Genomic DNA, 26,073 nt, shown 5'->3' with positions numbered 1-26,073 from the left:
AAAGATCGGCGGCGAGTGAAGTGCTTCACTGCCGCCGATCCAAACCTCAAATATCTCAGTGCTATCTCTAATCTCCAAAGGAAACGAAAATGGAAAACATCTTTATCAAAATGGACTTCCCGGGTGAAGCCCGCGAAAAACAGCACACTGACTGGATCGCTTGTAAAGAGGTCAGCTGGGAAGTTTCGCGCACATTGGACATGGGCGACATGGGCACCACCCAACGCGGCTATGCGAATGCAAACTTCGGCAAGGTTTCTCTGCAAACCGAACTCAGCAAAGCGTCTGCCAAGTTGATGACTTATGCTGCATCGGGCAAAGCCAATGGTGAAATGACCATTCACCTGTGCCGCTCGGGCGATGACGAAAAGAAAGGCATGGAGCCTTATCTGATTTTCACTCTGCGGGACGCCATTGTGGACAGCTACTCGGTTACGGGCGGTGAGGAAACGATCCCGTCGGAAAACTGGACCGTCGCCTATCGGGGTATCTCGATCAAGTACAAGATCGCCGATTTCAAATCCGGCAAGCTCAGCGATTGCAACGAGTTCAAGTGGAACTTGGAAACCGGCGACGTCAGCTGATTTTCACCACGATCCGGGCTTTGGCGGCGCATGTCGCCCAAGCCCTCTTTAACTATTATCCTGACGACGCGAGGCCCGCATGACGCCGGAAGACCATCTAAGAACAGGCGATCTGACTGCCACGCTTACTGCGCTGCAAGACAAAATCCGCGCCAATCCCGCAGATGCCAAACTGCGGATTTTCCTGTTTCAGCTTTTGTGCGTTATGGGCGACTGGAAACGCGCAATCACGCAGTTGAAACTGAGCGCCGAAATGGATGAGGCGGCCACGATGATGGCCAAGACCTACCGCGAGGCGATCATCTGCGAAGTGTACCGCGAAAAGGTCTTTGCAGCCGAAAAGACTCCCATGGTTTTCGGCGAGCCCGAAGAGTGGCTGGCCCATCTGATCGAAGCGCAGAAACTGACTGCCGGAGGTAATTTCGAGCAAGCTGCCGAAATGCGGGCGAAAGCCTTTGATGCAGCCCCTGCAACTTCGGGAACTGTCAACGGTGAGGCATTTGAATGGATCGCTGATGCAGATATGCGTCTGGGTCCGGTTCTGGAAGTTATTGTAAACGGTCGTTATTTCTGGCTCCCGTTTTCTCAAGTTGCCCGGTTAGAGATCGAAGCCCCCAGTGATCTGCGCGATGCCGTCTGGACGGCGTGCACATTGACTGTCGCCAGCGGCGGAGAAGTCGCTGCGCTGATCCCGACACGGTATCCCGGTACAACCCAGCAGGGTGATGATGCAGCACGTTTGGCGCGGGCGACAAGTTGGATGGATGCGGGCTCTGATACATTTGTGGGCGTGGGTCAGCGTCTGCTGACAACAGATCAATCCGATGTCGCCTTGTTGGATGTGCGCGAACTGGTACTGAACGTGGCCACCGAGGCCGGGGAAACGGCAGGAGATGGCTGAGAAGACCCTTGCCGAACGCCTGCAGCCTTCGCTTCTTGATCGGCTGACGGACGATGCGCCGGACCAGCAAAAAGAGGGTCGCGACGCACGTGTGATCGACGTCGGAAGGCTTAGGGAAATCATCCAGCGCGATTTGTCTTTGCTTCTGAACACCACTGATCAGTCCGATCTGATCGATGAAGACGTTTACCCGCACGCGGCGAAATCTGTCCTCAACTATGGCATTCGCGAGACGTCGGGCGCCTTTTCCACATTGCGGCAAGCGCAACGTATTCAGCGTTCGATTTCCGATTCCATCGAGGTTTTTGAGCCACGGATCGTTAAGGGTTCAGTTGCAGTGGATTTGCGTTCTGAAAAAGGCTCGGGTGAAATGCATGTTGAATATGACATCCGTGCCGTCATGTGGGCGCAACCGATGCCCTTGGAACTCTATTTGCGCAGCCGTGTAGATATAACGACCGGCGAAGTCGCAATCGAGCGGAGTTGACGTAATGGACACCCGTTTGCTTAAGCACTACGAAACCGAACTGGCCTTTCTGCGCGAAATGGGGGCCGAGTTTGCGGCCGCTTACCCCAAGATCGCGTCGCGTCTGGGCATGGAGGGGATTGAGGTCGTCGATCCCTATGTAGAACGGTTGCTGGAAGGCAGCGCCTTTCTGGCGGCCCGGGTTCAGTTGGAACTGGACATGCAGTTCCCAGCCTTTACCTCGAACCTTCTCGAAATCGTGTATCCGCATTATCTGGCCCCTACGCCCTCGATGATGATTGCCCAATTCGAGCCTGACATTGGCAATGCTGCGTTAAAAGAAGGTTATGAAATTCCGCGTGGTACGACGCTGCGTTCGCATTTGGCCGAAGGCGAACAGACAGCATGTGAGTTCACGACCTCAGCCGATATGACGCTGTGGCCCATCGAGATTACCGAGGCCGAGTATATCGACGGTCGAGGTGAACTGGTCGCAGCAGGGGTCGCAAAAGAAACTGACGCACGGGCTGGTATAAGGCTTCGTCTCAATCGGACCGATGGCGAGCCCATGTCAGAGCTGGCGTTGGACAGGCTTGTACTGCATCTGGACACTCAAAGCGGCAAAGCTTGGGCGCTGCACGAACTTCTGGCGACACAATGTGTCGGTTTGACAGGACGGTCGACGGATCGACGTGCTGACTGGACCGTTCGCTTGACTGGAGCGGATACGGTTCCCAAAGGGTTTGAACGGGAAGAGGCCCTTTTGCCGACGCCGCGCCAATCCTTTGATGGCTACCGGTTGCTTCAAGAATATTTTTCAATGCCTGAACGGTTTCTGTTCGTAGAGCTGACAGAGTTGCGACCAGCGTTGCGGCAATCAACGGGTACCGATGTCGACATCTACGTTCTGTTGCGCGACGGGATGCGTGATGTTGCTCCGGCGGTCGCACCTGCAGCGTTCGCGTTGAATGCTGTTCCTGCCGTCAACTTGTTCCGTCGCAGATGCGACCGGGTGCACATTACCCAAATGGATATCGAACATCACGTCGTTCCTAACCGAACAGCAGGGCTGGACTTTGAGATTTTCGCGATAGACCGGGTAACTGGAATTCAGTCTGACGAGGAAGGGGACATCCCGTTTCGTGCCTTCTACAGCGAAACTGATTTGACGGCTGCGGGCGATAATCATTCGGCCTACTACACGATCAAACGCCGTATGCGTCAGCGCAATGAAAAAGAACGTCTGCGCGGCGTGCGCACCTCGTATCTTGGATCCGAGGTGTATCTGTCGCTGGTAGACCGGGCCGAAGCACCTTATCCGGGAACGCTGGATCAGTTGGCGGTCGAGGCTTTGTGTTCGAACCGCGATCTTCCTATGCTTCTGGCAGCAGGTGGCGCGGATGTTTTCCACTTACCCGAAGGGGGCCCAGTCAAATCCGTACGCACTCCGGTGACGCCCACACGCCCTCATGCAACGCTGGCACAAGGCGATGCGGCCTGGAAACTGATCAGCCATCTGAGCCTGAACTACCTGTCCATCGCCGGCGACGGCAAGGAAGGCGGCGCTGGGGCGCTGCGCGAATTGTTGGGAATTTACGCCCCTCTGGGCAACCGCGTGACGGAAAAGCAACTAGAAGGTGTTGTATCCGTTAGCAGCCGTCCGATTGTACGGCGCATGAGCGACGAAGTTCTCAGTACTGCCGTTCGCGGGCTTGAGATCACATTGGGCTTTGACGAGAGCTTTTATGAGGGCACCAGTGTTTATGTTCTGGGCGCGGTACTGGAACGGTTTTTTCGAAAGTACACAACCATCAACAGCTTTACGGAAACTGTTCTTAAGACAGAAAGACGAGGAGAGATTGCCAGATGGCGACCAGCGGCGGGCCTGGGCAGGGTCATTTGAACCTGCTTGCCGCTCTGGCGGCACATCCTGAAAGGCATCACGTCTTTCAGGCGCTTCGCGTGATCGAGGCGCATTACGCCGACGCACCGCGTCTGGGTGAATCCCGCCGTCCGCACGAAGACAAGGTGCGACTGGGTCAGGACGTGTCGTTGGCCTTTCCGCCCACCACGCTGACCCGGTTCGAACCGGCAACGGACAGCGCACCCGGTAAGCTGAGCAATTTGTTTTTTGGCTATTTCGGCCCGCAAGGGCCTTTACCGCTGCATCTGACGGAATTCGCTCGCGACCGGTTGCGTAACCACCGAGATCCGACCTTTGTCGCCTTTACCGACATGCTGACGCATCGAATGATGAGTTTGCTTTATCGGGCATGGTCGGCTGCTGAACCAGCCCCCAGTTTTGACCGTGGGGATGATCCCTTCGAACAACGCGTTGCCGCTTTGGCCGGGTTCAAGGGAGACGGGTTCGATGACCGGGACGAAATGCCAGACATGTTGCGCCGGTTTTTCGCCGGACATCTGGGATCAGGAACCAAGACCGTCGAAGGGCTTATCGCGATTCTGTCTGATTATTTCGGCGTCGAGGCTCATGTGCAACAATTCGTCGGCAGCTGGCTTGAACTTGAACCCGACGATACATGGCAGTTGGGTGGACCCGCGCGTCTGGGGCAGTCCACAAGTATTGGCAACCGGGTCTGGTCGCGCTCTGCCAAGTTTCGCATTCGACTAGGGCCGGTCTCTTTCGAGGATTACAAACGCCTTCTGCCCGGAGGTTTGTCGCAAAAACGGCTCGAGTCCATTCTTCGCACGTATGTCGGTGATACACTGGATTGGGAGGTCAATCTGGTGTTGGCCGGTGACGAAGTCCCACGCGCCTCGCTAGGCGGTACAACGCAGCTGGGCCATACAAGCTGGATCAGAACCCGCGACGACCCGGATGAAATGCGTCCGGATGTCGACGATCTGATCCTCTACCCCGGATATATGAACCAAGAATTTGAGGCCGCTGAACCGGTCCATAACGAGAGGTAATGAAGATGACGGAAATCAGCCGCGTGTCGCTGTTCGGCAAGCTGAACAAGCTGGGCTATCAGGCGATTGAAGGGGCCACGGTGTTCTGCAAGATGCGGGGCAACCCTTATGTCGAAATCCAGCACTGGCTGCATCAGATCCTGAACGGTCGGGACAGCGATATTCACCGCATCATCCAGCACTATGATTTGGATCCCGGCAAGATCGCGTCCGAACTGACCCGTTCGCTGGATATGTTGCCGCGTGGGGCGTCCTCGATCTCGGACCTAAGCGATCATCTGATGGACGCGATGGAGCGCGGCTGGGTCTGGGGCTCGCTTCTGTATTCCGACAGCAAGGTGCGCACCGGCTATCTGATCCTTGGTATGCTGAAGACGCCTGCGTTGCGCAACATTCTGGCCAGCATGTCGCCAGAACTGGCCAAGATCGGTGCCGATGATCTGGCCGACAAGTTTGCCGAAGCCACCGATGGCTCGCCCGAGGATACGCTGGGCGCGCAGGATGGTTCAAACGTCGGTGGCGGGGCCGAGCCCGGCGAGGCCAGCGGCGCGATGGCCCCCGGTGCCATGGGCAAGGGTGAGGCGCTGGAGCAGTTCTGCACCGACCTGACCGAACAGGCTCGCAACGGTGAGATTGATCCGATCGTGGGTCGTGACGAAGAAATTCGACAGATCGTCGATGTGCTGATGCGCCGCCGTCAGAACAACCCGATCCTGACGGGTGAGGCTGGAGTAGGTAAGACCGCCGTGGTCGAAGGGTTCGCTCTGCGGATTGCGCGCGGCGACGTGCCGCCCGCGTTGAAAGATGTACGCCTGTTGGTGCTGGATGTGGGCCTGTTGCAGGCCGGTGCCTCCATGAAAGGCGAGTTTGAAAACCGTCTGCGTCAGGTGATTGACGAGGTTCAGGCCAGCCCGACGCCCATCGTGATGTTTGTCGATGAAACCCACACCTTAGTCGGGGCAGGGGGTGCTGCAGGAACTGGCGACGCGGCCAACTTGCTGAAACCGGCACTGGCGCGCGGTACGCTGCGCACCATTGGCGCGACCACATGGGCCGAATACAAGAAATACATCGAAAAAGACCCGGCACTGACCCGGCGATTCCAAGTTGTGCACGTCGAAGAGCCCGATATCCCCAAGGCGGTTCTGATGATGCGCGGAATTGCCTCGATGCTGGAAAAACACCACCGCGTGCAGGTTTTGGATGAGGGGATCGAAGCGGCGGTGACTCTGTCCGCCCGCTATATCCCCGCGCGGCAATTGCCTGACAAGTCGGTCAGCCTGCTGGACACGGCTTGTGCGCGGGTCGCGGTGTCTCAGCACGCGGTGCCTGCCGAGGTGGATGACAGCCAACGCCGGATTGAGGCCCTGACCACCGAGTTGGAGATCATCGAACGGGATGAAACCGCCGGATATGACGTGGCCGACCGGCGCGAGGCGGTGAATGCCGCAAAAGAGGCGGAAGAGGCGCGGTTGGCCGAACTCAACGGGCGTTGGGAGGCTGAGAAGAAAGTGGTCGAGGAAATCCTCGACCTGCGAGCTAAGCTGCGCGCAGGCGGGCAGGAGGTCGAAGGCTCCGGCACCGCAGACGGCGAAGCCGCGACCGAAGAAGCGCCGGATGCACAACCCATCGACCGCGATGCGCTGCTGGCGGAGCTAAAAGCCAAGAACACCGAGTTGGAAGATCTGCAGGGCGACAGCCCCCTGATCTTGCCCATCGTTGATCATCAGGCGGTGGCGAGTGTCGTTGGCGATTGGACCGGCATCCCCGTGGGTCGAATGGTCAAGGATGAGATCGAGACGATCCTGAACCTTGAAACCCGTCTGGCCCAACGCGTCATCGGTCAGGACCACGCGATGAAGATGATCGCCAAGCGGGTGCAGACCAGCCGCGCGGGGCTCGACAATCCCAACAAGCCCATCGGTGTCTTTATGCTCGCAGGTACCTCGGGCGTCGGTAAAACCGAAACCGCGTTGGCGCTGGCCGAGGTGCTTTACGGTGGTGAACAGAACGTCATTACCATTAACATGTCCGAATATCAGGAGGCCCATACGGTCAGCAGCCTAAAAGGCGCGCCTCCGGGTTATGTCGGCTATGGCGAGGGTGGCGTTTTGACCGAGGCAGTGCGGCGCAAGCCGTATTCCGTTGTGCTGTTGGATGAGGTCGAAAAGGCCCACCCCGACGTGCACGAGATCTTCTTTCAGGTCTTCGACAAGGGCGTGATGGAGGATGGCGAGGGCCGCGTGATCGACTTCAAAAACACGCTGATCCTGTTGACCTCGAACGTCGGCACCGAAATGATCATGGATATGTGCGCCGATCCCGACCTGATGCCGGAACCTGAAGGCATGGCTAAGGCGCTGCGCGACCCGCTGCTGAAAGTGTTCCCACCTGCGCTGCTGGGACGTCTGGTGACGATCCCATATTATCCGCTCAGCCCCGATATGCTGGGCGAGATCACCAAGCTGCAACTGGGCCGCATTAAGAAACGCGTGCAAGAGGCGCACGGTGTGCCGTTCGAGTACACGGATGCGGTGGTCGAAGAGATCGTCAACCGCTGTCAGGAATTGGACAGCGGAGGGCGTATGATCGACGCGATTGTGACCAACACGATGCTGCCCGATATCTCGGCTGAGTTCCTGAAAAGAATGATGGAAGGCCAAGAAGTTAGCAAAGTCGTGATCAATGTCACAGACGGCGACTTCACTTATGGATTTGACTGAGCGAGACCGCGCTTTTGACGGATCACAAACCAATAGAATTTCGCCAGTGGAGGACCCCCTAGATGGCAAAGACAACAGTCACCAAACATAAGTTTTACGTCGTCGATTTGATCCGATCGAAGCCCAAGCTGGAATACATCGAAATCCCGAAATACCGGGTCGATGTGGCGTTTGAAATCACGAAATCGGGCAAGCTCAAGAAACCCGATCCGGTGCCCTCGACGGCGTTGAAACGTTTGGAAGACGCCGGCCGGCAAGTGCTGGATGATTACGAAAAGACCATCACTCAAGAAGCTATCAAGCTGGACAAGAAGGTCGGCGAATTGATGAAGACGCCTGGGAAAAAGTCCCAGGCTGAAGCTGAAAAGCTAATTCAAGGCGTCAACCAGTCGATCAAGAATGCCATGGCTTCCGCCGAAAGCGCGGCCCAGGTGGCTATTGAAAAAAAGCTGAAAGATGAGGCCAACAAAGACAAGCTGCTGAAAGAAGCGCGCGTCAAAACCACGGTTAAAGTGACCATGGGTGTGGTCAAGATTAGCGGAGCCGTCGCGCGTTTGGTGGCAACTTCAGGTGCGGATGCGATGGCGTATAAGACCATTGCCAAGCAGGTCTATTCCCTGGGCAAAGAGCTTCAGCAACAGCTGAAGGGCGAGGAAAAGCTGCGTAAGGATCTGTACAAGGCTATCCAGAACTACATGAAGCTGCGCGAAAGCGTCATCATGCAGGCGGCAGAGCGTCAGGGCATTACGGATACTTCGGGTATTTCTGTGAAAAAGCCTCTGGAAGCGATTAAGAAGTTCACCGCCAAAGCGGTGGCGATGGGTGAGGAAGTCACCAAAGGCAAAGACCCCAAGACAATCGCAAAGAACATGCTGGATTTTGCGGCCAAGGCAGTCAAAGGCAAGGCGGATGACGCCAAGAAAGCCAGAGAGAAATATCGCGAACACACGACGAAGACGCGGCATAAAGTTGATGACCTGGGCGCATCTGCAGACAAGCTTATGAAGGCTGCCCGAGGGTCGAAAACCCTGAAGGAGGGTATCAAACTGGGCGCGGAGTGTATGAATGTTAAACGCTCGGCCAGTGAGTTGTCGAAAAAGCTGGAAGATCGGGAAAATTTCCTGACCGAAATGAACACTCTGATGGAAGGTAACGGACTAAAGGTGGATGACACAGCGATCATCGACAAGATCAAGGCGCTGGACAAGAAAACGATCGCGACAGAAGCCAAGAACATGTTCACCAACATCAAGACCGTGAAAGGTATGATCGACAATATCAGTGATGCTGTAGGATGATCGACATCTAAAAAGGCCGGGCGCATCACACGAGCGCTCGGCACCAGCAAGACGACAGGAGGCAAGGGTGGAAGACGGTATCGAGAAGAGCGAAACGCTCCGCGAAACCGTGCGCGCGTTCGTCGAACGCAAGGCGGTAACCAACACAATACTGGGTGTGATCATTTTCAACGCAATCACGTTGGGACTGTCCACCTCACCTTCGGTTCAGGCCAATGTTGGTCATGTCCTTCGGGTTATCGATACTGTCGTGTTGGGAATTTTTGTGGCTGAATTGCTGCTCAAATTCTACGCTTACCGTCTGAGCTTCTTTAATAACGCCTGGAATATTTTCGATCTTGTGGTTGTAACGCTCGGCCTGCTGCCTAACCGTGATGGGTTGTCGGCGCTTCGGGGGTTGCGCGTTATTCGCGCGATGCGATTGCTGTCAGTCATTCCGCAGATGCGGTCGGTGGTGCAGGCGCTGCTGGACGCGCTGCCGGGGATGGGCGCGGTGATCATCATGATCTCGATCGTGTTCTATGTCTTTGCCGTCATGGCCACGCTGATGTACGGCCCAGATTTCCCCGATTGGTTCGGTACGCTGGGCCGGTCGCTTTACACGCTGTTCCAGGTCATGACGCTGGAAAGCTGGTCGATGGGCATCGTACGTCCGGTGATGGACGTGCATCCGACGGCCTGGATATTCTTTGTCCCCTTCATCGTCATAACTGCCTTTTCGGTATTGAATCTGTTCATTGGCCTTCTGGTCAACACGATGCAGTCGGCGGTTGAAGACGAGTCAGTGGAAGAGTTTTCGCACCTTCGGGACCTTGTTCGCAGTGAAACGGATATCGTGGACGAACACGTGATGGAGCTTATGGTCGAGGTTAAAGCCCTCCGCCGCGAGGTCGCGGAATTGAAAGGACAAGGCAATGGCTGACAACTCGCAAAAGTTCATTGCGCGTAACCGGGCGCCGCGCGTTCAGATCGAATATGACGTGGAATTGTACGGGGCCGAAAAAAAGGTCCAACTTCCGTTTGTGATGGGCGTGCTCAGCGACCTGTCAGGAAAATCCAACGCCGAGACCCCGTCGATTTCCGACCGCAAGTTTCTTGAGATTGACGTCGACAATTTCGATGACCGCATGAAGGCGATGGCCCCGCGCGTCGAATTCGCGGTGCCGAACACGCTGACCGGCGAGGGCAATCTTTCGGTTGATCTGACATTCGAGAAAATGGACGATTTTAGCCCGGCCCAGATCGCCGCCAAGATCGAACCATTGCAGAAGCTGCTGGATGCACGAACGCAGTTGGCTACTCTTATGGCGTATATGGATGGCAAGGCAGGTGCAGAGGCGCTGATCGAGAAGATCTTGGCTGATCCTGCGTTGTTGGCAACGTTGGCCAGCAGTCAGGTTGATCAGCAAGATACACAGACAACACTCGATGCGCTGCGCGAAATGGCCCCAGAGGAACTTTCTGATGATCGCTCGGTCGCCGATGCTTTGGCCTCTCTGCCCGACGCTGAAATTGAAGAGCCCACAGATGACACGTCAGATGTCTTATCAAATCTTTCCGCTGCTGCCCCGCAAGACGCACCGGAAGACAGGTCTGTGGATGACGCCCTAGCTTCTTTGCCCGACGCCGTCGAAACCGACGATCCGCAGGATGAGTTTGCGGATGTGCTTTCAGATTTGGCGGAATCCGCTCCTGACGACGCACAACAGGACCGGTCTGTCGAAGAGGCCTTGTCTTCGGTTCCTGAGGTGACACATGAAGACGTCGAGGATGATACCACGGGTGTTTTGTCTGATCTGGCGGATCGCGCACCGGAAGAAGTTACAGCGGATGATACTCTCGAAGACGCATTATCGTCGTTGCCTGAGGTCGAAGACACAAGTGCGGCCGATCACTCGGATTTCTTGTCAAACCTCGCCGATGCGGCGCCAGAGGATGAGGCGTTGGACACCAGTTTGGATGATTTGCTGGGCGATCTGGCCGACATGGCTCCTGATGAGGACACAGCCGACGAAAGTTCTGCGGCAGAGGCACTGGCGTCGTTGCCCGATGCGGCCGAAGCAGAGGATACCGATGACAGCGACAATGTTCTGTCCGATTTGGCCGATGCAGTTCCTGATGACGGCCCAGAAGACACCAGCCTAGATGATTTGCTGGGCGATCTTGCCGACATGGCTCCTGATGAGGATGCGTCTGACGAAAGCTCTGCGGTAGAGGCTTTGGCGTCATTGCCCGATGTGGCCGAAGTCGAGGATTCCGATGACAGTGACGATATTCTGTCCGATTTGGCCGATGCAGTTCCTGATGACGATCCGGAAGACACCAGTTTAGATGACTTGCTGGGCGATCTTGCCGACATGGCTCCCGATGAGGACACGTCTGACGAAAGCTCTGCGGCAGAGGCTCTGGCGTCGTTGCCCGATGTGGCCGAGTTTGACGATGAGGACTCTGATCTTGATGACCTTTTGGCTGATCTTGCCGAGGCTCCCTCTGAGCAGGTTGACGCAAGTGATGACACCGATGACGTCCTGGCGTCCCTGCCTGACATTGACGAGGATGAGGACGCAGACAGTTTAGATGACGTTCTCGGCGATCTTGCCGAAGCTGCCCCGGATGAGGACGCGGAGGATGACGATGATCTTGACGCGCTGCTGAACGATTTGGCTGAAACCGCTACTGAGCCGGACAGTTCGGACGACATAGACTTGGATGAGCTTCTGGGCGATTTGAGTGCTGATGACACCGAAAGCGACGGCGAGGCGCAAGAGCCCGACTTGGATGACCTCGATTTGGACAGCTTGTTGGCAGAAGACGAGACTGAAACCGAGGAAAGCAGCGAAGTTGACTTGGATGATCTGGATCTGGACGACCTGTTGGGGGATTTGGATGACGTATCCGAAGCCGAAGAACAGGGCGATGCCGATTTGGATGACTTGCTTTCAGGCGATGACGAATTGGATGACGCATCCGTTTCCCAAGAGGTCAAGACGGATGGCGAACCGGTGCTGGCCTTTGGCCGCATGAGCGCCGACCGGCCCGAGCCGGAACAGTTGAAACGCAGCCGGTTCCGCATTGCAATCTTCGGTGATTTCTCGGGCCGTGCGGCGCGGGGGCAGATGGAAACTGGCGATGCGCTGGCTGCGCGCGCGCCGATTCTGCTGGACGCCGATACAGTCGAAGATGTGATTTCAAGCTTTGCCACCAACTTGGTTCTGCCCATCGGTAAGGACGGCGCGGGGATTGAGGTCAAGCTGACCGAACAGGACGATCTGCACCCCGACGAGCTGTATGAAAAGGTCGCGCTATTCGAAGGGCTGTCGGGCCTGAAAGGCCAGCTTGGGGCCGGGGCAACCGCCGATCACGCGGCGAAACAGTTGACCGCATGGGGCGAGGAATTCGGGCAGGCCGTGGTGCCGCCGCGCAAAACGTCGGGTGGCAATACCGTGCGGGCTGATCTGAAACTCAGTGATTTTCAGAAGCTCATCGGAGATACGAGCGGAGAGCTGGCGCAGCCTTCTCCGGTGGATGATCTACTGAAACGGGTGGTCGGGCCGCATATTCGCAAACTGCCCAGCCCGGACGTAGCGGCGATGAAAACAGCGGTGGATGAGGCGCTGAGTACGGCGATGCGCATGGTTCTGCATCATCCCGAATTCCAGTCGATCGAGGCGCAGTGGCGCAGTCTGGACCTGATTGCGCGCAGCGTTGAGGATGACGATACGCTGGACGTGATCCTCTATGATGTTTCGGCCGAGGAGATTGCGGCCGATCTGGCGTCGGAAGAGGATCTGGCCCAGACTGGGTTGGTTCGTCTTCTGACCGAGGAACCCTTGGACGAGGAAAACGGGCGCGGCGGCTATTCCGCCCTGATCGGGCTTTATACGTTCGAGGAAACCCCGCCCCATGCCGAGTTGCTGGGACGTATTGGCCGGGTCGCGGCCCATGTGGATGCGCCTTTCATTAGCGCGATCACCCCCGCCTATCTGGACATCAAGAAAGAGGATCGCCACCCGCTGGTGGTTAAAGCCTGGGATACGTTCCGCGCGATGCCCGAGGCCGGGCATGTCGGGCTTGCCTCACCCCGCTTTATGCTGCGACGGCCCTATGGGGCCAAGTCCGAGCCGATATATGAGTTCGACTTTGAGGAATTCACCGAAGCTGAAGGTCTGCGTGGTATGCTGTGGGCCAATCCGGCGGTGTTGGTGACAATCCTGTTGGCGCAGTCCTTTAAGCAAAATGGCAAGGCGATGAATCTGGGGTCCGTCATGAGCCTTGGTGGGGTGCCCTATCATTTCGTCAACGACCGATACGGTGACCAGGTGGCGCTGCCCTGTACCGAACGCAACCTGACAATGGACAAGCACGAACACTCGGTTCAGCGGGGCTATATGCCGGTGCTGTCCGTCAAGGGACGGGATGAGATCCGGCTGGGCTCGTTCAACTCGGTCGCCGGGCAAGAGCTTCTGGGGCCATGGTCGGGTGTTCCAGCCCCGGCGCCTTCGGCAGATGTTCCTGATGAGCCCGAAGTCGACGAAATCGAGATGGTAGCATCTCAGCCCGAGGATGACTTTGATCTGGATGATCTGGATGATCTGGGGCTGGAGGACGATACCGGTTCTGGTGACTCGGGCGATTTGGATGATTTCCTTGCTTCCTTCGATGACGATGCGGAAGAAGACGAGGATGACGATGAAATGGACCCGGAATTGGCCGCATTATTGGCTGATCTGTAACGGCGTATCCAACGCGATTTGGAAGGATTAGGAAATGTCTGACAGTCTGCAAAGTAAGGAATGGCCGCTTCGGATCACGGGCAGTTACAAATATAAGGAAGACGAGCTTGTCATTCGTCGCGCGATCATCACCGAGAAGATGGGTGAACTGACTGAGATCCAGGTCGAGATGCTGTCGCCCGACAAAACCATCAAGCTGGAAGAGCTGCTGGGTAAAATTCTTACAATCCATATGGCTGCGGCTGAGGGGGAAGAACGCAAGTTCACGGGTACGATTGTGCGCGTTGAACGGCTGGCGCTGCGGGATGGGTTCGTGCATCTGCTGGCCGAGCTGCGCCCGTGGTTTTGGATGCTGCAACAGACCACCAACAGCCGCATCTTCCAGAACATGACGGTCGACAAGATCATCGAAGATGTTTTCAAAGGGCACGGGTTCTCGGATTTCCAGAAGAAGCTGAGCGGAACCTATGAACAGCGGGAATATTGCGTTCAGTACCGGGAAACCGATTTCGACTTTGTCTCCCGCCTGATGCAGGAAGAGGGCATCTATTACTTCTTCGACTATGCGAAGGCGAATAACAAATATGAAACGTTGGTCCTGTGTGACGGGCTGTCGGGACACACGCCGCTGACCGGGAGTTCAGACCTGTTTTACCGGGCGGGCGACGATTATGAACAGCGCCTGCCCGACAGCGTGACCGAATGGGCCAGCGCGCAGCAAATCGTTCCTGGTGTCGTTGCTTTAGGAGATTTCAATTTTGAGACACCCAGTGCCAAAATGGCCTCGGTGTCGAAAACCATCCTTTCGCCCGATCACAAGCACAACAAGTACGAGCTGTATGACACGCCGGGTCATTATATTGACGCCAACAAGGGCAAGCCCCGCGCGCAGGTTCGGATGGAGGCTGAAGAAACCGAATATGACCGCCGCCGGGGCCGTGCCTCGGTCCGGGCGATGGAGGTGGGCAAGACCTTCACCCTGAAGGAACATCCCGACAAAGATCAGAACCAGGAATATCTGGTCACGGCGGCTACCTTCTATCTACAGACGACCGAAGGCTACGGTTTTGAAAAGAACTCCAAAGACCTGGATACAGGCGCGTTGGAATTTCCCGAAGACAATAGCGAAATGTATATGGTTGAATTCGACGTTCAGCCCAAAAAGGTTCAATATCGTAACGCCCGCACTACGCCCTGGCCCGAGATTGCAGGGCTTCACACGGCCATCGTCACCGGCCCTGCGGGCAAGGAAATCCACACTGACAAATATGGCCGGATCAAAGTTCAGTTCCATTGGGATCGTGTGGGCAAGAAGGACGAGAAGACGTCTTGCTGGGTGCGTGTTGTCACCCCGTGGTCCGGTAAGAACTGGGGCATGATCCATATCCCCCGGATTGGGCAAGAGGTCGTCATCCAGTTTGAAGAGGGCGATCCCGACAGACCCATCTGCACCGGCATGTTGTATAATGCTGAAACGATGCCGCCCTATGATCTGCCGGCAAACCAGACGCAGTCCGGGATCAGGACCCGGTCGTCTGAAAAGGGCAAACCCGACACGTTCAACGAGCTGATGTTCGAAGACAAGAAGGATGCGGAACTGGTGCGCTTTCAGGCGCAAAAGGATCATGAGAAGCTCGTCAAGAACAAGTCTACGGTCACTATAGGCTACGACAAGCTGGACACGGGCGGCAACGGCGGCGACGGTTGCCTGAGCCAGGTGGTGAAGAAAGACGTGAATGAAACGATCAAGGAAGGGGATCATACCTTCACGATTGAAACCGGCAGCCAGAAGGTCAGCATCAAGACTGACCAGACTGAAACGATCGAGGGCAAATCCACCCGCACCGTTACCGGCAACGACACCGAAACGATCAAGCAAGGCAACATGGTCACTTCGGTCGATTCCGGTAACAAAACGACGACTGTGAAACTGGGGAACATTCAGGTCGATGCCAAGGCGGGCAAGATCACCATGACAGCCATGCAGTCAATCGAGCTGAAAGTCGGGACCTCGTCAATTAAGCTGGATCCGACCTCGGTGACGATCAAAAGCACAATGATCAATGTGCAGGCGACCGCCAAGATGGACGCAAAAAGCCCACTGACGACGGTCAGTGGCGATGCTATGCTGACCCTTAAGGGTGGCGTGACGATGATTAACTAAGGGGCGAACGGATGAGCGAACGATTTGCCAATTTGACCAAGACACCCCAGATGCCTGCCGCCCGGATGCTGGCGGATGCCAATGCGCGGCTGGGCACCAAGCTGGATGCACCGGCCAGTGCGCCTCTGGACGTTGTTCTGGCCGAGCTTGAAGAAAAAGGTGCACCGATTGACATGTTGCGGTTGCTGGGCGTGGCTCTGCCGCCGCGCGAACGGGTCTGGTGGTCGTGTCTGGCTGCGCGCGACTATATCGGAGCCGCGCCCGATCACAACACGCCATCTCTGGCGGCGTCTGAGGCTTGGGTGTTTCGCCCGACGCAGGAAAATCGCGAAAAGGCCGAGCATACGATTGATCTGGCCGAGCCCGATGATGAGACCATAAATTGCGCCATGGGCGTGCTCTATGCCGACGGCACGCTTGGCACGGGCGAGCTTGCGTCGATGCCGGCCCCGCATGGCGCAGCCGAAGCGCTGGCATTCGCGATGAATGTCACAGCGATGGGCTATCATGAGGGCGATTTCGACGCTTATGTGCAATTGCTGATCGACCGTGGCCTTGATATCGCTCGTGGTGGAAACGGCAATCTTGAGGCGAAGGAATAGACATGGGATTTCCACAAGCCCGCGTCGCGGATCTACACACCTGTACGTTTCTGGCCCCGCCGCCTGCGCCTCCCGCGCCGGTGCCTGCGCCGATGCCGATCCTGCCGCCCTGCTGCCCCACGGTGTTGGTGGGCAAGATGCCTGCCGCTCGCATTTTTGACATGGCCACACCCGCCTTTCCGCACCCGATCATCAAAGGCTCGGCGACGGTACTGATTGGCAAGATGCCAGCTGCGCGGGTGATGGATACCTGCGCCTGTGGCGGACCTATCGTCAAAGGTGAATTTACCGTGCTGGTCGGAGGATGAAGACAGAAGAATGACGGTCACGCTCAAATTCCAATCCACTGGCGTCGTGCCGGGCGACGGGCGTCCTGTATCGATGCAGGGGGGATCGCTGACTGTAGGGCGTGGTCCGGCCAATGATCTTGTACTGCCCGACCCCGAGCGGACGCTCAGCAAGAACCATTTCGTGATCGAGGATCACAATGGCAACGTGGTGATCGTGGACCTGTCGACCAACGGGACCTTTCTGAACTATTCAAAGATTGCTTTGGGTCGAACGCCGACACCGCTGAACAATGGCGATGTGTTGACGGCGGGCGGTTATGAGATGGTGGTCGAGATCGGCGCCGATTTGCCCTCGTTCGAAGAGAAGATCCCGCAGCCGATGCAGCAGGGCAATGTCTCGCCCGGACAGTCGCAAAACGCGCCGGACCCGCTGGATTTGCTGGACGCGTCCTCGCCGGGAGGGGATTTTCTGGATGACCTGCTGGGCGGTGAAGCCCCTAAAGGACCGGGTCAGATCGCAACACCTGATCCCATGGACGAACTGCTGCCACCGCTCGGTGATGATGACCCGTTCTTTGCCAAACCTGCCGATGCGCATCAGGGCTTGGGGGCGAGCGACCCCATGCACAACCCCTCGGCCACGGATGCGTTTTCAGCACCCGCCAGTGGCGGCGGCGCGAACCTGATCCCCGACGATTGGGATGACGATTTCTTGTCGCCGCAAGAGCCGTCCTCTTCGGACCCGTTTGCTGCGCCACCGCCGGAACTGGCCGCTCCACCGCCCAAGCCAACACCGGGCGGGCGTGCGGCGCCACCTCCGCCGTCGGAACCAGTGGCTCCGGCCCCTGCGCCCGAGCCTGCGAATGAGCCCACAGTGGTCGAAACGTCTGCGCCTGCTGCTTCAAGCGGCGATCAATCCGCCGCCCGCGCGCTGCTTGAGGCGCTTGAGGTGGACGATCTGCGCATCGACGATGCGGACCTGCCTGCCACGATGGGCCGGATGGGGCGCGTGTTACGGGCAATGATCACGGGTCTGCGCGAAATTCTGATGACGCGTACCTCGATCAAGTCTGAATTCCGCATTGACCAGACGATGATCAGCGCTGGTGGAAACAACCCGCTGAAATTCTCGATCAGCGCCGAACAGGCGATCGAGGCGTTGGTGAAACCGCGGGTCAAAGGCTACCTCGCTTCTGAGGAGGCCACCGCCGAGGCGTTGAACGATATCAAGGCCCATGAGGTCGCCATGGTCACAGGGATGGAGGCCGCGCTCAAAGGCGTGTTGTCGCGGCTCGACCCCGAGGTGCTGGCCGGGAAAATCGAAGGCTCCGGCAAACTTGGGTCACTTTTCAAGGGTAAGAAGGCCCAATATTGGGAAGTGTATGAAAAGATGTATGCGGAAATTTCGGATCAGGCCGAGAATGATTTTCACGATCTCTTCAGCCGGGAATTCGCGCGTGCGTATAAGGAACAGCTGGAAAAGCTGAAGTAACGCCCCATCGGGCGCAATAACAAGGGAGGGCAGCCATTGTCCTGGGACAGCAAGGTGCTTTGGACCGAAGGGTTGTTTTTGCAGCCCCACCATTTCCAGCAGGCCGACCGGTATACCGAGGCGCTGGTGGCCGGGCTTGCGCGCCGGGTGACACCCTATGCCTGGGGGCTGAGTGCGCTTGAGCTGGATGACGAGGTACTCAAGGTCGGGCAGATTGCGCTGAAATCCTGTTCAGGGCTGACGCCGGACGGGCAGGTGTTTCGCGTACCGCAGGCCGAAGACCATCCGCCCGCGCTGGAAGTGCCCGAAACGATCAAGGATTGCGTTGTTTACCTGACCGTGCCGCAGCGGCGGCAAGGCGCGTCCGAGGTAGATCTGAGCGGGGCGGAGCAATCCGTCAGCCGCCTGCGTCCCGCCGAACAGGAAATCACCGACGTGATGAGCCAGCAGAAAAAGCCGGTGACGCTGGGCGTTGGCAAGCTACGGCTGCAATTTGCGCTGGCGGTAGACGATCTGGCCGACAAGCTGGCCATTCCGATTGCCCGCATCATCGAAGTGCGTCCGGACAAAGAGATTGTCCTGGATCGCGGCTTTGTGCCCTCGGTCTTGGATGTGCGCGCAGCCCCGGCATTGGCGGGGTTCATAAACGAGCTTGAGGGGATGCTGTCGCACCGGATGCAGGCATTGGCCGGGCGGTTGTCCGAAGGTGGACCCGCCAAGGGTGCTGCCGAGATTTCGGATTTCCTGCTGTTGATGGTGATCAACCGCAACCTGCCGCTGGTGCGCCATTTCGCCAATATCGAAAACGTGCACCCCGAACACGCCTACCGCGTTTGCGTTGCACTGGCTGGCGAGTTGGCCACCTTCATGAGTGCCGAGAAAGAGGCCGTGCAATTCCCCGCCTATCAGCACGATAACCTGACCGAAAGCTTTGCCCCAGTAATCCGAGTGCTGCGCCAATATCTCAGCTCGGTTCTGGAACAGACGGCGATCTCGATCCCGTTGGAGCCGCGCAAATACGGCATCAGCGTCGGTGTGATTGCTGATCGCAAGCTGATCGGCTCGGCCGGATTTGTGCTGGCAGTTAATGCGGATATCCCCGCCGAAGACGTGCGGCGGCACTTCGCGGGTCAGGCCAAGACCGGCCCGGTTGAGGAAATCCGCCAATTGGTGAATTCGGCCCTGCCGGGCATCACTTTGCGCCCGCTGCCGGTCGCGCCGCGCCAGATCCCGTACCATTCGGGCGTGGTCTATTTCGAACTGGACGCAGCCAGCCCATATTGGAGCAAGATGACCACTTCGGGCGGGATCGCGGTGCATGTGTCGGGGCAATATCCCGGATTGCAGATGGAGCTTTGGGCGATCCGCAATCAGTAGCCGTCCGGGCCGTTGATTGGTACGAAACAAATTGATGGGGCTGCCTGCGTGGACCACTGGACCATGCGGGCGCTGTGAGGAAGCAGGTAGATCATGTCCGACAACGATCCTTTCGCCGAACCGGACGATACAGATAAGACGGTCATTCGCCCCAACCCGGGTGGACGACGTCAGGCCGGGACCATGCCGCAACAACCCGCCGCGCCTCAGCAACCGGCGGGTTACCCCGAGCCGATGGAAGCGCCTCAGCCGCAGCCCGCTGCGGCAGGGGACGGATATGGCGTACCTCCGGCGCAGGCCCCACAGTCGCGTCCGCCACAAGGCGGTGGGGAACAGGTGGCCGCAACCGGGATGAACCGGTTGAACGGCTGCGCCGCGCCTTTGTTTTCGCTGATCAGCCGCATCCGCAACCGCGCGCAGCACATGGACCCGGACAAGCTGCGCCAAAGCGTGGTCGCCGAGGTGCGCAGCTTTGAAAATTCCGCCCTACAGGCGGGCATCCCGGCGCAATCGGTCAAAGTGGCGCGTTATGCCCTATGTGCGACGCTGGATGATGTCGTGCTGAACACTCCGTGGGGCGGCCAGTCCAGTTGGGCGACGCAATCACTTGTTGGCACCTTCCACCGCGAGACGGTGGGCGGGGACCGTTTCTACGACCTTCTGGCGCGGCTGGAACAGGAGCCTGCGAACAATATCGAGCTGTTGGAATTCGTCTACATGTGCCTGTCGCTGGGCTTTGAAGGCCGCTTGCGGGTCGAACAAGGCGGACCGGACAAGCATCTGCAAATCCGGCAGGGTCTGGCTCGGGTCATCCGGGCGCAGCGCGGTCCCGTTGAGCATGATCTGGCCCCGCATTGGGAAGGTGTGGACAAGCCATACCGTGCGCTTAGCATGTGGAAACCGGTCTGGATCGCGCTTGGCGTGACGGCGCTTTTGCTGGTGATTGAATTCAGTGGTCTGTCTTATGTCCTGTCTAACAAGACGGAAAATCTTGTGGGTCAGATGTCGGTGATCGACGCGGGCCCCGTGACCGAGTTGCAGCGCCGGGCGCCTCCGCCTCCGCCGCCACCTCCGCAACAGCAACCTCAGATCGCGAAGGTCGTCGAATTCCTTCAACCCGAGATTGATGAGGGGCTGGTCGAGGTTTTTGAGAAAGGCAATACGCTGGTCATCCGCATCAAGGGGTCGGGCATGTTCGGTTCAGGCTCGGACAGTCTGCAAGACAAATTCCAAGAGCCGGTGCGCCGGGTTGCCGTGGCGTTGAATGCCGAGCCGGGCACGGTGATCGTGACCGGGCATTCGGACAATGTACCAATCCGGTCGGCGCGCTTTCCGTCCAACCTCGCCTTGTCGCTGGCGCGCGCAAAATCGGTGATGAATAAGATGTCACCCGAATTGACCGACCCCAATCGCCTCAGCGCTGAGGGCCGGGCCGACAGTGACCCGATTGCCGACAATTCCACCCGTGAAGGCCGCGCCACCAACCGCCGGATCGAAGTCCTGTTGGTGCAGGAGGATACTCAATGACCGCCCGTAGAATCCTGAGATTCATCTTCTTGTCGATTTACACCGTGCTGTTTTTTACGGCGACGGCGTTGTCCTTGTGCCTTTATTTTTTCGGACCACTTATTGGGTCGGATGAATGGCGTCCTTTGGATGGGATGACGGCGCGGTTGATCTGGTGCGGTGTGATTTATGCGTTTTTCCTGATCATTGCGCTAACCATCTTCTTTGTTCGTCGTCGTCGCGAAAAGAAGCTGACCGAAGAAATCACCGAAGCCGTCAGCGACGGCGGCGACATGATCGACAGCGAAATCTCGGAACTGCGCGGCAAGTTGAAAACCGCTATGGCAGAGCTGCGCAAGTCCAAGAACGGACGGCGGCATCTGAATGAGCTGCCGTGGTACGTGATGATCGGCCCGCCGGGCGCGGGCAAGACCACTGCCATTGTGAATTCCGGCCTGAACTTTCCGCTGGCCGATGAGATGGGTAAAACCGCGATTGGCGGTGTTGGCGGCACGCGCAACTGCGATTGGTGGTTCACCGAAAACGCCGTTCTGATCGATACGGCCGGGCGGTACACGACGCAGGAAAGCGACGCTCAGATCGATAACGCGGCGTGGATTGGGTTCCTTGGGCTGCTCAAGAAATACCGCAAGCGCCAGCCGATCAACGGGGCGATGATCGCGATCTCGTTGTCGGATCTGTCTTTGCAGGATGAGATCACCCAGAAAGAACACGCCAAGGCCGTGCGTCGTCGTCTGGAAGAGTTGCGCGAAAAACTGGGCGTGCGCTTTCCAGTCTATATCCTGTTCACCAAGGCCGACCTGATTGCCGGGTTTGCCGAGTTCTATGACAATCTGGGTAAGGAAGATCGCGAACAGGTTTGGGGTTTTACCTTGCCATTGGACAAGTCCCGGTCTGAACAATCCCCGGTCGCCGCCTTTGACGAAGAATTCGCGTTGCTGCTGGGCCGTTTGAACGCCCAATCGCTGGAGCGGATGCAGACCGAGACCGACCCCCAGCGCCGCGCCTTGGTTGCGGGCTTCCCGATGCAGGTGGCCTCATTCCGAAAAGTGGCGCATGAATTCCTGACCGAGGTGTTTCAGGACAGCCGCTATCAACACCGCCACATGCTGCGCGGGGTCTATTTCACATCCGGCACCCAAGAAGGCACTCCGATTGACCGGCTGATGTTGGGCATGGCGCGTACCTTCGGGATCGGACGTCAGGCGATTGGTTCGGGTCAGGGCTCGGGCCGGTCGTATTTCCTGACCCGCCTGTTTGATCAGGTGATCTTCCGCGAGGCCGGTCTGGTCAGCGCCGATGACAAGGTTGAGCGGCGCTATAAGATCACCAAATGGGCCTCGGTCGCGGCGACGCTGATTGCCGCTGTTGCAGTGGGTGCCCTGCTGGTTCGCAGCTTTTCGGGCAACTCAGAACTGATCGCTGAGGCGCAAGAGGGCGTATCCGCCTATCAGGCTGCAGCGGCGACGCTGCCACCCAGCCCGGTGGGCGATACCGATCTGGTGCCTGTGGTGCAGGCGCTGAACACGCTGCGCGATCTGCCCGCGAACCCGACCCTGTCCGACCCGGACCCTGAAACGCGCCTGACCTATGGCCTGTATCAGGGGGATGTGATTGGCACGCAGGCGGCGCAGACCTACCGCGCGGCGCTGAACCAGCGCCTTCTACCGCGGCTGCTGTTGCGTCTCGAAGAACAGATGAGCGCCAATATCAACAACCCCGATGTGCTGTATGAGGCGTTAAAGGTTTATCTGATGTTGGGTCTTCAAGGTCCGATGAACCAGAATCTGGTCAAGGAATGGATGAATATCGACTGGACGGTGTCCTTCCCGGGCCCATCGCGCGAGGAATTTCGCGCTGATCTGAACGACCATCTTGAGGCATTGCTGAGCCAGCCGATGCAGGCCGTTGCGTTGAACGGGCCCATGGTCGAGCAGATACAGGGCCTGCTGTCGGAACTGCCGCTGGCGCAGCGCGTGTATAACGGGATCATCTCAAGTCCGTCCGCGACGGCTCTGCCTGAATGGCGGATCACCGAGGTCGGCGGCCCAGCGGTTGCGCGCGTTTTGGTGCGGTCCTCGGGCAAACCGTTGAATGACGGGATCGAGGGGATCTTTACCTACCGCGGTTTCAACGACGTATTTGTCGGCGAAGCAGTTGGCGTAGCCAAACGGGTGCAAAAGGAAAGCTGGGTTCTGGGCCCGCGCGGCGAGGCGGAACAGACCGAACTGGCGCTGGCCGCGCTCAGCCGCGATGTGCTGGACCTGTATTACAACGACTACATTGCGCGCTATGACGCGATGCTGGGCGATATCGACATCGTGCCGATGGAAAGCCTCAGCCACGCTGTCGAAGTGACCAATGTGCTGTCCGGCCCGACCTCGCCTATCGTCAACATCCTGAACTCGATCTCGGACGAGACGAAGCTGACCGAAAGCCGATCGGTTCTGCCCAATTCGGATGCTCTGGGTGAAGGGCTGTCCAGCGCGGCCAGCCTCGAGTTGCAGTCGGCGACCTCGGTCCAGACGCAAATCCTGCTTGAGGCCTTGGCCAAATCCAGCGGCGCGACTGCGTCACAGCCGGTGCAAGAGCCGGGCCAATATGTCGAGGATCGGTTTGCCTGGCTGCACCAGCTTGTTGACCGGCCCGAGGGGCAGCCCTCGCAATTGGATCAGTTGATGGGGTCGTTGACGGGCGTCTATCAAGAGCTGAACAAGATGTCCTTCAGCGGCACCTCGGGCGGCGAGTCCGGGCAGGCGCTGCAGCAGTTTCAGCAAGAAGCGGCTCGCATTCCCGGCCCAATGGAACGCTGGGCGGTGCAGATCATCGACGGATCGTCGGGGATCACGTCTGACAGTACACGGGCCTCGCTGAACGCACGCTGGCAGGCCAATGTGCTGCCCTTCTGCGAGCAGGTCGTCACTGACCGCTATCCGTTCAGTCGTAGATCCGGGGCAGATGTGGCGATGGGTGATTTCAGCCGGTTGTTCGGCCCGCAAGGTCTGATCGACACCTTCTTCACCGACAACCTCGCCAAACACGTGGACATGCGCACGCGCCCGTGGAGTTGGAAAAGCAGCGTAAACGAGGCCGATCTGGGCATTAGTCAGGCCGTTCTGACCCAATTCCAGAACGCCGCCGAAATCCGTGAGGCTTTCTTTGCCGCGGGCCCACAACCCCAGATTCAGTTCCAGATCATGCCCGAGGCGCTGGACCCCAAGGCAAAGGGCGTCACGCTTGAAATTGACGGACAATCGCTGGAATTCCGCCATCGCGGCGGGCTGCCTTCGCCCATGGCGGTCACGTGGCCAGGGCAGGTTGGATTGGCGCGGGTCACGTTCCAGCCCGACAAACGCAACATCGAAAGTGTGTTGTCCAAGGATGGCCCATGGGCGTGGTTCCGTCTGTTGGACGCGGCAGAGGTGCGGCGGACCAATGTATCGGACCGCAAGAAGGTGATCTTCAACGTCGGTGGCCGCATTGCGATCTTCCAGTTGCAATCTGGCTCGGTCATCAATCCCTTTGCCCTTCCGGCGCTGCAAAAGTTCAGCTGCCCTAAATCGTTCTGATGCAGCGGACTGGGTTTGGCGCGTTTGGTAAGATGCCTTCGGTCGGAGATTTTTTTCGGCTGGGGGTTTCACAGGATTTCGTACAGCCCTGGGATACCTGGATTCAGCACAGCATGTTAAACGCGGCTGAAGCTCTGGGACCTGTGTGGGACGCGCATTACATGTCCGCACCCATTTGGCGGTTTTGTCTGGCTCCGGGATTGGCAGGCCCGCAAAAGATGTTGGGCGTTTTGATGCCATCAGTGGATCGGGTCGGACGAAGGTTTCCTCTGACTTTGGTATCGGGCGTCTCTAATGAAGGTTCGGCAATTCTGTCTCACTTCCGGGCCGAGGCGACATACCGCCAGCTTGAAGACTTGGCTTTGGCTGCGCTTGAGGATGACATGACGCGGGACAAACTGGCCGAGGGATTGGGGGCGCTGGTGGTTCCATTACAAGAGCCGACTTCTCCGGTTCGGGCCGAGGGAAACACGCTGGTTCTGACGCGCGGGGAAGTCGCTGACAGTCTGTTGCCCGACCTCGCGGCGGGGTTAGTCGCGCATCGCTATCGGTCGCCGACAATCTGGAGCACTGACATCGGCGGCGTCCCTCGGATGATGGTCTGCGAAGGTTTACCGCAAGGATCAAACATGCAAGGTTTGTTTAATCTTCACGCTGCAGTCTGGACCGAGGCAAGGCCACTATGAATTCAAGTCACCGCGTTCGGTACAGCGCCCGCAGCCATGTCGGCCTCAAGCGCAAGCTAAATGAAGATGCCGTTTTGGCCCTGCCCGAGGAAAGCCTTTGGATGGTCGCGGACGGTATGGGAGGCCACGAAGGGGGCGACTACGCCAGCCGTCTTGTTGCTGACATGGTCGCGGCAATCCCGCCGGGACTGCCACCAGCGGATCGACTGGTGAAGTTGCGGGATGTGTTACAGCAAGCGCATTCGGCAATCCGTCAAGAGGCTGAGACCCGTGGCGGTAAAACCATGGGCACGACCGTTGCCTGTATGATGCTGGCCAACGGCCATTTCGTCGGTTTGTGGGCGGGCGACAGCCGCATCTATTTGCTGCGTGACAACCAGATTCAAATGCTGACCACCGATCACTCGGTTGTGGCCGATCTGGTGTTGGCGGGCCAGATGAGCTGGGATGAAGCGGAACAGCATCCCCAATCAAATGCGATCAATCGTGCGGTTGGTGTCGGGGATGTGCTGGAACTGGACAAGATCCGGGGCGAGGTTCAGCCGGGCGATCGGTTTCTGATCTGCTCGGACGGGCTGAGCAAATACGCGACCTTCCCGATGCTGGAAAAGGCTCTGTCAGAGATGCCGATTGAAACCGTCGCCGATCAGTTGATCCAGATCGCGCTGGACGGGGGCGGGGCAGATAATATCTCGGTGATCGTGGTCGATATTCCCTGAACCCCGCG

The 26,073-nt window shown here is 58.0% G+C and carries 18 protein-coding genes and 1 pseudogene; all 19 read left to right on the top strand.

Annotated elements, in window-relative coordinates:
• Window positions 1-89: 89 nt before the first annotated feature.
• The 19 genes and pseudogenes from ABWV79_RS10240 to ABWV79_RS10150 all read left to right on the top strand — a co-directional run bounded on the left by ABWV79_RS10240 (window position 90) and on the right by ABWV79_RS10150 (window position 26,065).
• Window positions 90-584, top strand: coding sequence for an Hcp family type VI secretion system effector (locus ABWV79_RS10240; RefSeq protein WP_353391763.1), 495 nt, complete (start codon window positions 90-92; stop codon window positions 582-584).
• Between the two features lie 79 nt (window positions 585-663).
• Entirely contained in the window at window positions 664-1,485 is an 822-nt protein-coding gene (locus ABWV79_RS10235) for a type VI secretion system accessory protein TagJ (RefSeq protein ID WP_353391761.1), read from the top strand.
• Window positions 1,478-1,972: a type VI secretion system baseplate subunit TssE gene (gene tssE / locus ABWV79_RS10230; RefSeq protein WP_170356377.1), complete on the top strand. Its 495-nt coding sequence runs from the start codon at window positions 1,478-1,480 to the stop codon at window positions 1,970-1,972. Before ABWV79_RS10235 ends, tssE begins: the two co-directional genes overlap by 8 nt.
• Window positions 1,973-1,976: 4 nt before the next feature.
• Entirely contained in the window at window positions 1,977-3,854 is a 1,878-nt protein-coding gene (tssF, locus tag ABWV79_RS10225) for a type VI secretion system baseplate subunit TssF (RefSeq protein WP_353391759.1), read from the top strand.
• The gene (gene tssG / locus ABWV79_RS10220) at window positions 3,818-4,885 is read left to right on the top strand and encodes a type VI secretion system baseplate subunit TssG (RefSeq protein ID WP_353391758.1); all 1,068 of its coding nucleotides are present in this window, start codon (window positions 3,818-3,820) and stop codon (window positions 4,883-4,885) included. Before tssF ends, tssG begins: the two co-directional genes overlap by 37 nt.
• A 5-nt stretch (window positions 4,886-4,890) precedes the next feature.
• A complete protein-coding gene (gene tssH, locus ABWV79_RS10215; protein ID WP_353392378.1) occupies window positions 4,891-7,608 on the top strand; it encodes a type VI secretion system ATPase TssH in 2,718 nt (905 codons plus the stop codon).
• 62 nt (window positions 7,609-7,670) lie between these two features.
• Window positions 7,671-8,906 carry a hypothetical protein gene (locus ABWV79_RS10210; RefSeq protein WP_170356380.1) on the top strand — a complete coding sequence of 412 codons (1,236 nt, stop codon included), beginning with the start codon at window positions 7,671-7,673 and terminating at the stop codon, window positions 8,904-8,906.
• 67 nt (window positions 8,907-8,973) lie between these two features.
• Window positions 8,974-9,828: an ion transporter gene (locus tag ABWV79_RS10205; RefSeq protein WP_170356381.1), complete on the top strand. Its 855-nt coding sequence runs from the start codon at window positions 8,974-8,976 to the stop codon at window positions 9,826-9,828.
• A pseudogene (tssB, locus tag ABWV79_RS10200) lies at window positions 9,821-10,297 on the top strand (type VI secretion system contractile sheath small subunit); the annotation flags it as partial. The gene ABWV79_RS10205 and the pseudogene tssB, both read left to right, overlap by 8 nt.
• A gap of 51 nt (window positions 10,298-10,348) precedes the next feature.
• Window positions 10,349-13,639: a type VI secretion system contractile sheath domain-containing protein gene (locus ABWV79_RS10195; protein ID WP_353392376.1), complete on the top strand. Its 3,291-nt coding sequence runs from the start codon at window positions 10,349-10,351 to the stop codon at window positions 13,637-13,639.
• A gap of 34 nt (window positions 13,640-13,673) precedes the next feature.
• Entirely contained in the window at window positions 13,674-15,803 is a 2,130-nt protein-coding gene (locus tag ABWV79_RS10190; protein WP_353391757.1) for a type VI secretion system Vgr family protein, read from the top strand.
• A gap of 11 nt (window positions 15,804-15,814) precedes the next feature.
• Window positions 15,815-16,405 carry a DUF6931 family protein gene (locus ABWV79_RS10185; RefSeq protein ID WP_353391756.1) on the top strand — a complete coding sequence of 197 codons (591 nt, stop codon included), beginning with the start codon at window positions 15,815-15,817 and terminating at the stop codon, window positions 16,403-16,405.
• Window positions 16,406-16,407: 2 nt separating this feature from the next.
• Window positions 16,408-16,713, top strand: a complete 306-nt coding sequence (locus tag ABWV79_RS10180) for a PAAR domain-containing protein (RefSeq protein WP_170356385.1) — start codon at window positions 16,408-16,410, stop codon at window positions 16,711-16,713.
• A gap of 10 nt (window positions 16,714-16,723) precedes the next feature.
• Window positions 16,724-18,187, top strand: a complete 1,464-nt coding sequence (gene tagH / locus ABWV79_RS10175; RefSeq protein WP_353391755.1) for a type VI secretion system-associated FHA domain protein TagH — start codon at window positions 16,724-16,726, stop codon at window positions 18,185-18,187.
• 36 nt (window positions 18,188-18,223) lie between these two features.
• Window positions 18,224-19,564, top strand: coding sequence for a type VI secretion system baseplate subunit TssK (gene tssK, locus ABWV79_RS10170; protein ID WP_170356387.1), 1,341 nt, complete (start codon window positions 18,224-18,226; stop codon window positions 19,562-19,564).
• Between the two features lie 93 nt (window positions 19,565-19,657).
• Window positions 19,658-21,091, top strand: coding sequence for a type VI secretion system protein TssL, long form (gene tssL, locus ABWV79_RS10165; RefSeq protein ID WP_353391754.1), 1,434 nt, complete (start codon window positions 19,658-19,660; stop codon window positions 21,089-21,091).
• Entirely contained in the window at window positions 21,088-24,660 is a 3,573-nt protein-coding gene (gene tssM, locus ABWV79_RS10160; protein WP_353391753.1) for a type VI secretion system membrane subunit TssM, read from the top strand. Before tssL ends, tssM begins: the two co-directional genes overlap by 4 nt.
• Window positions 24,660-25,346 (top strand): type VI secretion system-associated protein TagF, encoded by a 687-nt coding sequence (gene tagF / locus ABWV79_RS10155; protein WP_353391752.1) that lies wholly within the window; start codon window positions 24,660-24,662, stop codon window positions 25,344-25,346. The genes tssM and tagF overlap by 1 nt, the downstream gene beginning before the upstream one ends.
• Entirely contained in the window at window positions 25,343-26,065 is a 723-nt protein-coding gene (locus tag ABWV79_RS10150; protein WP_170356391.1) for a PP2C family protein-serine/threonine phosphatase, read from the top strand. Before tagF ends, ABWV79_RS10150 begins: the two co-directional genes overlap by 4 nt.
• Window positions 26,066-26,073: the final 8 nt, after the last annotated feature.

The sequence above is a fragment of the Ruegeria sp. HU-ET01832 genome, from assembly GCF_040371315.1.
In the GTDB taxonomy this organism is placed as follows: Bacteria; Pseudomonadota; Alphaproteobacteria; order Rhodobacterales; family Rhodobacteraceae; genus Ruegeria; species Ruegeria lacuscaerulensis_A.
This window is presented reverse-complemented; position numbering and strand designations above follow the sequence as displayed.

Coding starts and splice junctions, on each gene's coding strand:
- ABWV79_RS10240 (WP_353391763.1), top strand. CDS start 90: ATGGAAAACATCTTTATCAAAATGGACTTCCCGGGTGAAGCCCGCGAA.
- ABWV79_RS10235 (WP_353391761.1), top strand. CDS start 664: ATGACGCCGGAAGACCATCTAAGAACAGGCGATCTGACTGCCACGCTT.
- tssE (WP_170356377.1), top strand. CDS start 1,478: ATGGCTGAGAAGACCCTTGCCGAACGCCTGCAGCCTTCGCTTCTTGAT.
- tssF (WP_353391759.1), top strand. CDS start 1,977: ATGGACACCCGTTTGCTTAAGCACTACGAAACCGAACTGGCCTTTCTG.
- tssG (WP_353391758.1), top strand. CDS start 3,818: ATGGCGACCAGCGGCGGGCCTGGGCAGGGTCATTTGAACCTGCTTGCC.
- tssH (WP_353392378.1), top strand. CDS start 4,891: ATGACGGAAATCAGCCGCGTGTCGCTGTTCGGCAAGCTGAACAAGCTG.
- ABWV79_RS10210 (WP_170356380.1), top strand. CDS start 7,671: ATGGCAAAGACAACAGTCACCAAACATAAGTTTTACGTCGTCGATTTG.
- ABWV79_RS10195 (WP_353392376.1), top strand. CDS start 10,349: ATGGCCCCAGAGGAACTTTCTGATGATCGCTCGGTCGCCGATGCTTTG.
- ABWV79_RS10190 (WP_353391757.1), top strand. CDS start 13,674: ATGTCTGACAGTCTGCAAAGTAAGGAATGGCCGCTTCGGATCACGGGC.
- ABWV79_RS10185 (WP_353391756.1), top strand. CDS start 15,815: ATGAGCGAACGATTTGCCAATTTGACCAAGACACCCCAGATGCCTGCC.
- ABWV79_RS10180 (WP_170356385.1), top strand. CDS start 16,408: ATGGGATTTCCACAAGCCCGCGTCGCGGATCTACACACCTGTACGTTT.
- tagH (WP_353391755.1), top strand. CDS start 16,724: ATGACGGTCACGCTCAAATTCCAATCCACTGGCGTCGTGCCGGGCGAC.
- tssL (WP_353391754.1), top strand. CDS start 19,658: ATGTCCGACAACGATCCTTTCGCCGAACCGGACGATACAGATAAGACG.
- tssM (WP_353391753.1), top strand. CDS start 21,088: ATGACCGCCCGTAGAATCCTGAGATTCATCTTCTTGTCGATTTACACC.
- tagF (WP_353391752.1), top strand. CDS start 24,660: ATGCAGCGGACTGGGTTTGGCGCGTTTGGTAAGATGCCTTCGGTCGGA.
- ABWV79_RS10150 (WP_170356391.1), top strand. CDS start 25,343: ATGAATTCAAGTCACCGCGTTCGGTACAGCGCCCGCAGCCATGTCGGC.